Here is a 13,347-nt window from a genome sequence, read left to right as displayed (position 1 = left end):
TTTTAGAATCACGCTCTTGCTTAAAAATTATTACGCCCCACTCACCACCTCCCCCCATCAGTTGCCCAGTCGACCAGATACCAGAGCGGTGCCAACTAAGCGCTGCACCGTCTAACGACAAGAACGCACCCGAATTTTCGCTCAAGATTTCTTGTCATCCACGACTTCTTCCAAGCGCAATAAAATAAATGGATTGCTTTTGAAAACACCGGAAAAAAACATCTTCCCGCCACTTATCTTTGGCTCGAAATACTCATGCGTGACGCTCTCCTTGATAGACATTATTTTAAGCCCACCATCTATAACACTCCAATAAGCCTCATTATTATGCGACTTTCCGACGATCGCCTTCAGTTGACCACCAGCCAAAAACACTAGCGTTTTATCTACGTCAAATACAGATCCATCTCTGGAAATAAGAAGATTAAATTTCTTATTTAGAAGCTTTTTTCCCAAATCATATAAATCACCAATTTCTTTCCTTGCGCTAACTTTAACTTTAAGCCCCGAATACTCTATCTTCTCCAAATTCTCAACAACGTCATATATATTTGCCTTTGCGATAAATTTAAAATTCCTCCTCTTCAAAGAAACATTTATCCACCGCCTCAGGTACTCGCCAACGTTATGACCCGTGCGATCAATATAATCGTAAATATCACCACTCAAGAGCCTGTCATATCGCTCAAGAAAAAATCTTCTCCAGCTTTCATTTGGACCAATATAAAATACACGCGACTCACCATGACTAGGTAAAAAATTACAGCTTACATCTACATAAGCAAAATTCACTTCCCTCACTTTATCGATAACATACTGAAACTCCGGAATCGTACTATTACTTCGCAACAACCCAACCAGACTTACATTATTTCCCGCAAACAACGCCATATGCGTCAAAGTGCCTACAGTCGATACAATTTCTTTAGCGGAAGATATTGCTGCAACCTGCTCGGAAAAACTCAAATTCTGCAGATGTAAAACCTCATAACCCAAGCCTTTGTACAGACTTTCAAAATACTCTTCATTGATGCAATCAGGATCCTTCAACATGGTTCTTGACAAATAAAGTCTTTCAGGGCCAGAGCCATTACTCGCTACATTCCGCCTAATCAAATCATAGGGAACAATCATATCCTGATGAAAACTTTCAAAAAAATAAAATGATTGATCCGGAATATGCACTTTCCGAAATCTAATAGGGCTTTCATCTTCATGCAAAACAATTACATTGTCTTTAGTTAACCCAAGACAACAAAGAATATTCATCCAGTCGTATTTATTACCCGGCTCATTAACGAACACAACTTTTTTATCTTTAAGATTATCTTTTGATAAATACCACAACCTGGAAAACCCATCAGTTATAGCATGACCAAAATGATTAAAGTAAATACCCGCAAAAACAACCTCCTCATCTATATATCTTATTTCTTTTTCAGGAGAGTACGCCTGGACGCAGGTCTTATTGCCCTTGAAATCATTCCTCTTCCGAAAATAACCGGCAACGAAGTTGAACTCCCCATCACACACCCCTCCCTCATAGGTGTTTTTCTTAGAAAGAGTCGTCAACCTTAACGGCAATATAATTCCATTCTCTAAAGAGGATACTTTCAGGGTGTCCTTGGTTTCAACAATAGCATTTAGCTCCTTCTCAAACTTTGAAGGATTTTTACAAAAGAATTTTTTCATATACCCCAACCCAAAATATCAAATGTAAACACACCAAAACAACACTTCTAATCAAATATCTCCACAACCCCCACCACCTCATCACTCCCTTGCGCCGTCACCAGCAACGCCCGAATCTTATGATCCAGCATATAAGCCTCAGCCTCCGACAACTGTGCATTCGCCTTCACGGTATGGGGGTTGGCGGTCATGAAGCTCGCCACGTTTTCGTTGACCACGCCAGGGTTGTCCAGCAGTGCGCGGCGCAAGTCGCCGTCGGTCACGATGCCGATCAGTTTGTCGTTATCCATCACCAGCGCCAGTCCCAGGCGGCTGGAGGTCATGACCAGCAAACAGTCGTGAAAGGAGGTATCGCGCGTGGTTTTGGGCAGATGGGTGTGCATGACGTCGCTGACCCGGGTCAGCAGTTTACGACCAAGGCTGCCACCGGGGTGGTAGCGGGCGAAGTCCATGGGTTTGAAGTCGAGGGCGGTGATGAGGGCGACAGCGAGTGCGTCGCCCATGGCCATGGTCGCCAGTGTCGAGGTGGTGGGTGCCAGGTTGTTCGGGCAGACTTCGCGCTCCACGCCGATGTCGAGCCAGATGTCGGCATGTTTGGCCAACGTGGACTGGCCGTTGCCGGTCATGGCGATGATCTTGTTGCCGAAGGATTTCAGGCTTGGGATCAACTTGATGACTTCTTCGGTCTCGCCGCTGTAGGAAATCAGGATCAGCACGTCGACTGGCTTGAGCATGCCGAGGTCGCCGTGAAAGGCTTCGGCCGGATGCAGGAAGAAGCTCGGGGTGCCGGTAGAGGCGAAGGTGGCAACCATTTTCTGGCCAATCAGCCCCGATTTACCCATGCCGCAAACGGCAGTACGACCCTTACATCCGAGGATCAGTTCGACAGCGTGCTGGAATTGGTGATCAAGGCGTTCTGCAAGCTGGCTGATGGCTTGCGCCTGGGCACAGAGTGCTTCTTTGGCGATAGGAAGGTGATTCATGGGGACGCTATCGTTCCTTGATTGAAGTGGCGCGTATGGTAGCGGCTCACTGCCATAGAGGGAACGTTGATCACCCTTGCCGGACGCTGTGTGTTGACGACGCAATCGCCGCATTAATAGCAATCACTGGATGTTATCCGTACTATCGCGCCTCGTTTGATGAGTCGCGACGCGCACCATCAGATCGCACTACAGTGGTTGTCGACAGTTGGAGCCCATGGATACCGAATCAAAGCAACAAGTGCCGTACAGCCGTGAAGATGTTTTCTGGTGGGGTCATGCCAGCCTGGAGAAGCGTTTGGCTCATGTGTTCGGCTACACGCCGGGCGAGTACCACGTCAGCACCCAAGACCTTGAATCCAACGCCTCGTTCGTCAATTACGTGCGCCATCACCGTCTAACCCACCTGCACAGTGGTGACACCTTCGACGTGGTAGAAAAGTCGATCCGCAAGGTGCTGTTTATTTCCAGCCTGGAGGCGCGCTTTTATCGTGAGCGTGGCGCGCTGGCCGGTAGCGTGCACTTCCAACACCCCGATTGCCTGGGCGTCATTGAAACACCATGGGAAAGCCTGATCTTCACACGCTTTGTGCACGGTCAAGCACCGCGCATGGCCAGGATTGCGCCACAGATTGCGCAGGGTATTGCAGAGATTGAAGAGCGGTCCAATCGGCACGTGCAAACGAATAGCTGGCGCCAGGGTTATCGGTTCTGGGAGATGGATTTCTTCCGACCTTGGTACCTGCTGCGCTGGCGCTTCAACTTTGTGCGCTACCTGCCCTCGCTCGATGCGCTGCCCGCAGGCGACGCGCGCTTTCAAGGCCTGGCCGCACGCTTGCGCAAATTGCAGCCGGCGTTGCGTCGCGCCCAAGCACAAGCCAACCAGACGCCGCGCTGTTTCTGCCACATGGACTACCTGGCCAAGAACTTCTTTGTCTCCCCTGCCGGCTTGCAGATGATCGACTGGAGCGAGGTGAAGATCGGCCGGGTCGGCTTTGATGCGGGCGCCTACCTGAGCGCGATGTTTCGTCAACGGGACATGGTGCAGTTTGCCAAGGTCCGTGGCGAGTTCTTGAGCCGTTATGTCGAGGCACTGGATCAGCGATTCGATGCACCCAGCGCGCTGCGCAACGCGGACTATTTTTTCCTACAAAATGCCCTGTGGCATTTCCTGCGTCCCAAGACCATTGCCGAGTACCAGCAACGCGGGAAGCTTGACCTGCTACGCGAGAAGTATGAGTACTTGCTGACGCTCTCCCTCTAGCCTGATCCACCTCTGAACGTCGGCATCTGTGGTTTCGGCTTCACGATCGAGCACCACCACACCATGGGTGGTCGCGCTAACGTGCAGAGACGTCCCCTTCATGCCACTTAAGCGCTCCTACATGCAGCATGTGAAAAATCTTACCGAATTATCGTAATTTTGTGAGTGCCACCAAGCCATTTGTATTAGTATGCGCGGCCAATTTGATTGAGCTTTTTCTGTCAGACATGTCCTACTCATGCCTGGCAAATGACTGCGCTCGTTACGGATAGCCGCTGTTTTTTATGGATCAAGACTCTCCCCATCTGCGCACTTTGCTGATTTTGTCCAAGGGTGCGCAGCGGATTTCCACGCTTGCTGCGTTACTCCCCGAATATCGGTTAGCCCACGGCACCGCCAGCGACCTCGCTCAAGCAGACGAGGTGCTTGCCTGGGGCCGTAAGCCCAGCGCCCTGGTTGCCCAGGCGGCGGCGCGAGACGCCGGCTTGCCATTGCTCACGGTCGAGGATGGTTTCCTGCGTTCGGTGGGACTGGGTAGCGACGATCCGCCGTTATCACTCGTGGTCGACCCGCTGGGCATTTACTACGATGCCAGCGCCCCCTCGCGCCTGGAGCAATTGATTCCCGTCCCGCTCACCGAAGCGCAAATACTGCGGGCCCGCGCCCTGCAAGTGAGCTGGTGCGAAGAACGGGTGTCCAAGTACAACGCCGCACGCATCCACCCCTATTCGCTGCCGCAGCCCTGTGTATTGGTCGCCGATCAGACCCGCGGCGATGCTTCGCTGCAAGGCGCGACCGCCGCCGATTTCGAGCGCATGCTCGAGGCTGCACTGGCCCAGCACCCCCACAGCACAGTGGTGGTCAAGGTTCATCCGGATGTGGTGGCCGGGCGCAAGCAAGGGCACTTTGACCTGGCGGCGCTGCGCGAGCGGCCACGGGTGCAGTTGATCAGCGATAACGTGCACCCGGCCGAGTTGCTGTCGGCCGTCCAGGCGGTGTATGTGATGACCTCGCAATTGGGCTTCGACGCCTTGTTGTGGAGCGTGCCCGTGCATACCTTTGGCATGCCGTTCTATGCCGGCTGGGGCTTGACCGTCGATGCCCTGCCCGCGCCGACGCGGCGCCAGCCGGTGAGTCTTGAACAGTTGCTGCACGCCGCGCTGGTGGAATACCCGCGCTACGTTGATCCCGAGACCGGCGAGCCTTGCCCACCTGAGGCGGTGCTGACCTGGCTCGGACTGCAACGACGGATGCGCAGTCGCTTGCCGCAAGACCTGCAGATGGTCGGTTTCAGCACATGGAAGCAACCGTTGGTGCAGGACTTCTTCGATGGCTCGGCCATTCGTTTCGCCCCGCATCCCAAAAATCTGGCGAGCGACGCCGGGGTGGTGACCTGGGGTTGCCAGCACGACCTGACATTGGCGCAACAAAACAAAGCCAACCACCTGGGCCGCGTCGAAGACGGCTTCCTGCGATCGGTCGGCCTGGGCGCGAAGAAGACTCGTCCCCTGTCCTGGGTTTTCGACGACCTGGGCATCTATTACGACGCTACCCGCCCTTCGCGCCTGGAGCACCTGCTGCAACATGAGCCGTGCAGCCCGGGTTTGCTGCAACGAGCCGCTGCCTTGCGTGAAGCGATCTGCAAGGCCGGGGTCACCAAGTACAACCTGCCCGGCAGCACGTGGAAGCGTCCGGCCGGCGTCGACAAGGTGATTCTGGTGCCCGGCCAGGTGGAGTCCGATGCGTCGATCCACTACGGCGCGCACCAGATCCGACGCAATCTCGATTTGCTCAAGGCGGTGCGCACACGCCACCCAACGGCGTGGCTGTTGTACAAGCCGCACCCCGAAGTACTGGCCGGCACCCGCGAGGCCGGCATTGACGAAGAACGCTCCAGCGACTGGTGCAATCAGGTGGTGGGCGATGTGCCCTTTCACGAACTGTTGCCCGAGGTGGACGAGGTCCATGTGTTGACCTCGCAATCCGGCTTCGAGGCCTTGTTGCGCGGTGTTCCGGTGACCACCTACGGCCAGCCGTTCTATGCCGGCTGGGGTTTGACCTGCGATCAGGACCTGAGCGCGAACGTCCAGGCACGTCGTACCCGGCGCTTGACGCTCGATGAGCTGGTGGCCGGCACCTTGATCCGCTACCCGACCTATGTCAGCCGCATCACCCAGAAATTCACCACACCCGAACGCACGTTAATCGAGATACAGAACTGGGATGAAGTCCCTCAGCAAGGAAGAGCGTCAACATGGCCAGAGATGATCCTGCGTTTACTGCTTACGCCCTTCAAACGCCGCCTGAGAGCCTCGTAGCTCCGGTGCAGCGCAGTAAGCGCCTGGTAACGGCCAAGCCACGCAACTCGTTCCTGTTGCTGCAGGGCGTCAGTTCGCCGTTTTTCGCCGCGCTGGCGCAAGCCCTGCGTGCCGAAGGGCAACTCGTCAAATCCGTTAACTTCAACATTGGCGATACCCTGTACGGCAGCGGTGCCCGGGTGTTTTATTCGGCACGCCCCGAGCAACTGATGGATTTCTACAGCCAGTGCTTCCGGGCCGAGCACATCACCGACGTGGTGCTGTTCGGCGACTGCCGTCCGGTGCACCAACCGGCGGTGCAGTTGGCCAAGTCGCTGGGCATTCGCGTGCATGTGTTCGAGGAAGGCTACTTCCGTCCCTACTGGGTCACCCTTGAGCGCAACGGAGTCAACAATCATTCGTTGCTGCCCCGCGACCCTGAGTGGTATCGCGAAGTGGGCAAGTACATCCCGCGTTATCACAACGGCAATGCGTTCCGCCTGTCTTTCGCTTCGCGGGCGTTCCACGATGTGGCGTACCACATCGGCGGCGCACTGAACAAAATCGTCTTCCCTCACTACCAGACCCACGCACCGTTCAACGCGGCGGTTGAGTACGCGGGCTACATTCGCCAGGGCCTGCGCTTGCTCAAGGCCAAGGGGCACGACTCCGAGGTGATCAGTGAGGTGGCGCGCAATCGCCATCGCACCTTCCTGCTGCCACTGCAACTGGACAGCGATGCACAGATCCGCGACCACTCGCCGTTCAAACACATGAAGGACGTGTTGAAGCATGTGCTGGGCTCATTCGCCCGTCATGCCGGCAGCGACACGCGACTGGTGGTAAAGAATCACCCCCTGACCCCAGGCATCGTCAACTACCAACGCATCACCCGGCGCATTGCCGATAAGTTCGGCATCGCGGATCGAGTGGAATTCCTCGAAAGCGGGCACATGCCAACGTTGTTGTCTCATGTCGCGGGCGTGATCACGGTCAATAGCACCGTCGGTGGATCGTCGTTGATGCACAACATACCGACCATCGCCCTGAGCGACCCGATCTACAACCTCGATGGCCTGACCCACCAAGGCAGCCTTGAGGAGTTCTGGAGTTCACCTCAACCGCCTGACGAAACGCTGTTCCAGCGCTTTCGCAGCACGGTGATTCACACCACCCAGGTCAACGGCGGCTTCTACACCCGCTGCGGTATTGAGATGGCCGTGACCAACTCTGTGGAAGTGTTGCTGGCCAAAACCTCAAGAATTGAACAGTACCTATGACGCGCGCCCCCGCTCCACGCTGCATTCTCATCACCGGCGCCACAGGCGGTATCGGTGGTGCCCTGGCGCCTGCTTATGCGGCACCGGGGGTGACTTTGATCCTGCAAGGTCGACGCCTTGACCGCCTGGAAGAAATGGCCGCGCAGTGCCGCGCCGCCGGTGCCCGGGTAGTGCTCCATTCCCTGGACGTGCAAAACCTCGACGCCTTGCGCAACTGGATCAGTGAGATCAGTGCCCGCGAACAACCGGACCTGATCATTGTCGGTGCCGGGGTCAATACCTCGACGGGCGACAACGGCGAAGGCGAGGTCTGGGAACTGTCTCACGCGCTGATCGAAATCAACGTGCTCGCGGCACTGGCCACCGTACAGGCCGCGTTGCCCGCCATGCGCGCGCGCAAGTCGGGGCAGATCGCCCTGTTCAGTTCATTGGCCGGCTGGCGCGGGCTGCCGGCCACCCCCAGCTACAGCGCCAGCAAGGCGGCAATCAAGGCGTACGGCGAAGCCATGCGCGACCTGGTGGCGCCAGATGGGGTGAAGATCAACGTGATCATGCCCGGCTACGTCGAATCGAAAATGTGCTTTGAAATGCCCGGTCCCAAGCCCCTGCTGTGGCGCCCGGAAAAAGCCGCGCGGCGGATTCAGCGGGGCCTGGCAGCGAACCAGGCGCGCATCAGTTTTCCGTTCCCGTTGAACCTTGGATGTTGGGCCTTGGCGGTCATCCCGCCCCGGCTGTCGTCAATCATTTTGCGTTGGCTGGATTACGGTGCCTGATTTTTTCAATAGCGCTTTGTGCTCGATTGTGGTCGTTGGATTTCTCCTGTCGTGTGCCATGGAAATGCTCCTGGCCCCCCGCCCCGTTTGGCGCCGTCCATTGCGCAGTTGGCTGTTGCACGCTGGCGCCTGGACCTTTGCCGTCGGCCTGTTGTACCTGATCACCGGCCGGGCCCATTTCAGCGCGGTGAATGTCCTGGCGCTGTGGCTGCTGATCGTGCTGGTGAGCAACGCCAAGTACCACTCACTGCGCGAGCCCTTCGTCTGCGCGGACTTCGAGTACTTCAGCGACGCGGTACGTTATCCACGCCTGTACTTGCCCTTCTTCGGCATCGGCAAGGCCATTGGCCTGGCGGTGCTGTTTGTGATCTACCTGGCCTGTGGCTTGTACTTCGAGCCCGTCGGCACCGACGCCCCCGTCGTTGCGACATGTTGGCTGCTGGGCGGGTTGGCGCTGATGATGCTTGGCGCACTGAAGCCACTCCAACCGACCTTTGATGCCAGCCTCGACCTGAGTCGCTGGGGGCTGGCCGCCTGCCTCTGGACATACTTCTTTGCCGCTCGCCGGCCCGTGGACCTCGCCCAACTGAACTCACCTTTCTGCACCGAGCAGGCGCCTGACGCCTCCCCCAGCGGGCTGCCGGACTTGGTGTCGGTACAAAGCGAATCGTTCTTCGATGCGCGCGCGCTATGGCCTGGCATTCGCCCGCAGGTACTCAGCCACTTCGACACCTTGCGGGGCGAAGCGCTGGCCCAGGGCAATCTGCATGTGGCCGCCTGGGGCGCCAACACCGTGCGCACCGAGTTCGCTTTCCTCACCGGCATCAAGGTCGATCAACTCGGCGTCCACCGTTTCAACCCCTATCGTCACCTGGCGCGCCTGGGCGTCGCCAGCATCGCCACGGCACTCAAGCGCCAGGGCTACCGCACGGTATGCGTACACCCTTACGTCGGCGGTTTCTACGGTCGGGACAAGGTGCTGCCGGCGCTGGGCTTCGACGAGTTCATTGACGTGCGCAGCTTCACCGAGCAGCAAAAAGCCGGCCCCTTCATCGGTGACTGTGCCGTGGGCGAAAAGATCAGCGCCTTGCTCGACGACCCATCCCGTACCCAGCCGCTGTACATTCACGCCATCACCATGGAAAACCATGGCCCGCTGCACCTGGAGAACGTCGACGCCGCAGACTGCGCGCAATGGTTCGACCGCCCGCTCCCGGATGACCTGCGCGACCTGGCCCCTTATGTGCGTCACCTGAGCAACGCCGACCGCATGCTCGGCCAACTGCGTGAACACCTGTTGGCGCGCACGACGCCTACCGGGCTGTGCTTCTTTGGCGACCATGTCCCCATCCTGCCCGATGTTTACACCGCGCTCGGCGAGCCAAATGGCGATACGAACTACTTCATCTGGTCCAATACCGTGCGCAATGCCAGTGCACCGGCAGACCTGGGCGTGGAGCGGCTGGCCAAGACCTTCATCGATCACCTGATCCCCGCCCGCAATGACTGAGCCGCTGCACATCGTCCTCGCGTCCAGCATTGCGCAGCGCGACCCGGCGATTGCCCGCTGGATCACGTCGGGGCGCGGCTCGCTGGCATTCATTCTCGGGGACGTAGACTGCCGCTATCGCTTACTGGCACAGGCCATCAACTGGGACCGCGTCCTGATAGCCTGTCGCAACGGCGTCCCGCTAGGTTATGCCGCCTTCAAACAACACCGGCGCGGGCCGTTCTCTCCCGGCATTCGTCCGTTCATCAATGAGTTCGGCCTGCTCAGCGGCTTACTGCGCTATGGCTTGTTTGCGATCAGTGAGTGCCGCGAGTGGCGCTACGGCTTTTACCTGTATGGCTTGCGTGTGCGCAAGACCGCACGCCGCCAAGGCGTGGCCAGCGCCCTGTTGCACGCGACCTGCGAACGGGCTCAGGACAGCGGTCATCGAACCATCGAGCTTGAGGTACAGGCGAACAACCTCGGTGCGCGGGCGCTCTATGCCCGCCATGGCTTCACCTCGATACACAGGTTCCCGGTGACGTTGAACCGCCTGCTGCCAGTCCCCACTGTCCTCAACCTGCGCCGCAGGTTGTCGCCCCACCCATGAGCGCTCCCGAAATGAATCGACTCCCTCCCCTTCAATCGCTGGTGGAAGGCCCTGGCTGGGTAGGGATCATGTCGCAATGGGTGATGTGGAAAGTCTTCCACCTGAGCGAATTTCTCGACCCCGAAGGCTCCCCCCATTGGTTGTGGCGGCGTGGCAAAACGCGGCCCGAGGGCTTGAAGGCGATTGCCGGGATCGGCTACAAGCGCTCGTCCGACCAGGCACGGGTATTGTGCAAGCGCTGGGACATTCCTTATGTGGCGCTGGAAGACGGCTTTCTACGCTCCTCTTCCCTTGGCGTGGAAGGCGATACACCGATGTCGATGGTGGTCGACCCGATCGGCATCCACTACCTGGCCGATCGACCGTCGTTGCTGGAGAACATCCTACAGACCCCGAGCTCACTGCTCCCCTCGGAACTGGCCACCGCGCACGAGTTGATCGCACTGATGCGCAGCAGTGGCATCGGCAAGTACAACAACGCTCCGGACTTGCCCGCCGACGATCCGCTGGGCCGCGACACACCACTGATCCTGGTGGTGGACCAGACCTATGGTGACTTCTCCATCCCTGGCGGCGGGCTTCGGGAGGCGGATTTCATTCGCATGCTCGACGAAGCGCTGGCGCAAAACCCCACCGCGGATGTCCGCGTACGCATTCACCCCGACTGCATCAACGGCCACAAGAAAAGCTGCCTGCTCGACGCGGCCCTGGCCCGCGGCGTCACACTGGAAAGCCGCCATGTGTCCTGGGCTTCCTTGGCACGCCGGGCGGCACGGGTCTATGTCGGCACCAGTCAGGCGGGGCTGGAGGCGCTGATCCAGGGCATCCCGGTTACCTGTTTCGGCCTGCCATTCTATGCCGGCTGGGGCTTGACCGATGATCGCCTGGCCATCCCTCGTCGCCAGGCCCAGCCGAGCCTTGAACAACTGGTGGCAGCGGCGTACATCCGCTACTGCCGTTATGTCGATCCACTGACGGACCAACGCTGCGATGTGATGACCGTGGCCCATCAATTGGCGCGGCAAAAACACCAGGACTCGCTGTTCGCCGGCAACGTAACCGTACTTGGCGTGCCTCGTCGCCAACACGCCACCTTGCGCCGCTTGCTCGACAGCCGATGGGGCCAGTTGAAGTTCTCCAAGGACAGCAGCGGGCTGATGGCGCAGGTGGCCCGCGAACGCGGCAAGTTGCTGGTGTGGGCAGCGAGCGAAGCCGCCGACGTGCACCTGCGCGCCAAGGCCTGCGGACTGCCCGTGTGGCGCATCAGTCCGGGCACCTGGACGTCATCCGAACGCGACGCCCCGACATCGCTGATGGTTGATTGCCGCGCGCAGCAGGACGCCGCATCGCCGCACACGATCAGTCAAGCGGATGACTTGCAGCATCTGGTGCAGGTTCGTGGCCTGCCTTGCAGCCATCAACAGGCGCAGGCACACGCTGCGCGCGCCAGCACTGGCCGATTCGCCCACTGGCCACGCGGTCGTCAACTGCGCCGCTACCTCAAGGGCATGTTCTAGCAGCGGCCCCACACCCGCGCGGCTGCGGGCACCTGCATCCACACACAATGCTGACTGCCCCCAGCGCGCGCATGAACCGCCACGTCCCTAGAGCTTCTTCAGCTCCTGGGCGACGATCGCCACGGTTTCGGCAATTTGCTCGGGGGTGTGCTGACACGAAACGAAGAAACGTACCCGGGCGGCTTTCTCCGGCACGGCAGGGTGCAGGATCGGCTGGGCATTGATGCCCCGTAGCGCCAAGGCCCCGGACAGTTTCGTGGCCTTGAAGGAGCTGCCCGTGATCACCGGAATGACCGCAAGCCCCGTGCTGGTACCGGTGTCCAGGCCGGCCTCGGCGGCCAACGCCAAGAACTGCTTGCCACGGGCTTGCAGGGTCGCGACCCGTTCGCCGTCGTGGGCCATGCACCGCAAGGCGGCCAACGCCGACGCCGCCGCCGAGGCCGGCATGCCGACACTGTAGAGAAATCCCGGGGCCATGAACTTCAGGTGCTCTACCAGCGCCGATTCACCTGCGATATACCCACCGCAACTGGCCAGGGTTTTACTCAAGGTGCCCATCCAGATATCGACATCGGCGCCCGCCAGGTCAAAGTGCTCGCGAATGCCCCGGCCATTGGCGCCCATGACGCCCAACGAGTGAGCCTCATCGACCATCAGGAACACGCGGTGCTTGCGCTTGAGCTCGACGAAGCGCGGCAGGTCCGGATAGTCGCCATCCATACTGTAGATGCCTTCGAGCACTACCAGCACCCGCTCGAAATGCTGGCGCTGGTCACTGAGCAAACGATCCAGGGCCTGCCAGTCGTTGTGGGCGAAGCTCAGGCGCCGCGCACCCGACAACTGAATGCCTTGCAGCACGCTGTTATGGATCAGTTCGTCATGCACCACCAGGTCCCGAGGACCAAACAGATAGCCGATGGTGGTGACGTTGGTGGCATGTCCACTGACAAAGGTGATGGCATCATCAACGCCATAGAGCCTGGCCAACTCGGCTTCCAATTCGCGATGGATTGGCCGGTCTCCAGACACCAGTCGACTGGCCGATACCGAGGTGCCATAGCGGTCGATGGCCGCCTTGGCCGCCTCGGCAACCACCGGGTGCCCGGAGTACCCCAGGTAGTTGTAGCTGGCAAAGTTGACGAAGCGCTGGCCCTGAATCGTCGTCTCGGCACCGGCCAGGTCCTCGTGCAGCTTGAAGAACGGGTTGCTCAGGCCAAAACGCGCCGCGCCGTCATGCATGATCCGCAGCTGCTGATAGCCAGGGTGCTGATCGAAGCGGTAGAACTGCTCAGGCACGGAGCGGGCGTTGAGGTTCACATCCGCCAACGAAGCCGCTGGCGTGTTGTCACCTGCTTGGCGCAGGCGTCGCTCCAGGGCTTGCTGGATCAGCTTGTCCTTCATCGAAGTGCCAAGCCCTGGTGAACGGTTGGTGGTCATAGTCA

General features: G+C 58.8%; 10 protein-coding genes. 7 read left to right on the top strand and 3 right to left on the bottom strand.

What is annotated here, in order from left to right; all coding sequences use genetic code 11:
* Positions 1-141 precede the first annotated feature (141 nt).
* A complete protein-coding gene (locus BMW74_RS13440; RefSeq protein ID WP_093481573.1) occupies positions 142-1,692 on the bottom strand; it encodes a glycosyltransferase family 61 protein in 1,551 nt (516 codons plus the stop codon).
* A 47-nt stretch (positions 1,693-1,739) separates the two neighbouring features.
* Positions 1,740-2,675 carry a KpsF/GutQ family sugar-phosphate isomerase gene (locus BMW74_RS13435; protein ID WP_093420822.1) on the bottom strand — a complete coding sequence of 312 codons (936 nt, stop codon included), beginning with the start codon at positions 2,673-2,675 and terminating at the stop codon, positions 1,740-1,742.
* A 217-nt stretch (positions 2,676-2,892) separates the two neighbouring features.
* On the opposite strand from BMW74_RS13435, the gene BMW74_RS13430 reads away from it, so the two are divergent.
* From BMW74_RS13430 to BMW74_RS13400, 7 genes are all read left to right on the top strand, one after another.
* Positions 2,893-3,939, top strand: a complete 1,047-nt coding sequence (locus BMW74_RS13430) for a phosphotransferase family protein (RefSeq protein ID WP_093420818.1) — start codon at positions 2,893-2,895, stop codon at positions 3,937-3,939.
* A gap of 284 nt (positions 3,940-4,223) precedes the next feature.
* Positions 4,224-6,257: a capsular polysaccharide biosynthesis protein gene (locus BMW74_RS13425; RefSeq protein WP_093420813.1), complete on the top strand. Its 2,034-nt coding sequence runs from the start codon at positions 4,224-4,226 to the stop codon at positions 6,255-6,257.
* Positions 6,194-7,516, top strand: coding sequence for a capsule biosynthesis protein (locus tag BMW74_RS13420; RefSeq protein WP_093420808.1), 1,323 nt, complete (start codon positions 6,194-6,196; stop codon positions 7,514-7,516). Before BMW74_RS13425 ends, BMW74_RS13420 begins: the two co-directional genes overlap by 64 nt.
* Complete coding sequence (locus BMW74_RS13415; RefSeq protein WP_093420803.1) at positions 7,513-8,289, top strand: SDR family NAD(P)-dependent oxidoreductase; 777 nt, start codon at positions 7,513-7,515, stop codon at positions 8,287-8,289. Before BMW74_RS13420 ends, BMW74_RS13415 begins: the two co-directional genes overlap by 4 nt.
* A 64-nt stretch (positions 8,290-8,353) precedes the next feature.
* Complete coding sequence (locus BMW74_RS13410) at positions 8,354-9,799, top strand: LTA synthase family protein (RefSeq protein WP_256562567.1); 1,446 nt, start codon at positions 8,354-8,356, stop codon at positions 9,797-9,799.
* On the top strand, positions 9,792-10,388 hold the full coding sequence (locus tag BMW74_RS13405; RefSeq protein ID WP_093420793.1) for a GNAT family N-acetyltransferase: 597 nt from the start codon (positions 9,792-9,794) through the stop codon (positions 10,386-10,388). Before BMW74_RS13410 ends, BMW74_RS13405 begins: the two co-directional genes overlap by 8 nt.
* A gap of 11 nt (positions 10,389-10,399) precedes the next feature.
* Positions 10,400-11,905 carry a capsular polysaccharide export protein, LipB/KpsS family gene (locus tag BMW74_RS13400; protein ID WP_093420788.1) on the top strand — a complete coding sequence of 502 codons (1,506 nt, stop codon included), beginning with the start codon at positions 10,400-10,402 and terminating at the stop codon, positions 11,903-11,905.
* Positions 11,906-11,992: 87 nt separating this feature from the next.
* On the opposite strand, the gene BMW74_RS13395 is transcribed toward BMW74_RS13400, so the two are convergent.
* Positions 11,993-13,342 (bottom strand): aminotransferase class I/II-fold pyridoxal phosphate-dependent enzyme, encoded by a 1,350-nt coding sequence (locus tag BMW74_RS13395; RefSeq protein WP_093420783.1) that lies wholly within the window; start codon positions 13,340-13,342, stop codon positions 11,993-11,995.
* Positions 13,343-13,347 lie beyond the last annotated feature (5 nt).

The sequence above is a fragment of the Pseudomonas sp. ok272 genome, assembly GCF_900109995.1.
In the GTDB taxonomy this organism is placed as follows: Bacteria; Pseudomonadota; Gammaproteobacteria; order Pseudomonadales; family Pseudomonadaceae; genus Aquipseudomonas.
Note: the sequence above shows the minus strand (reverse complement) of the source record. Positions and strands in the feature narration are given on the sequence as shown.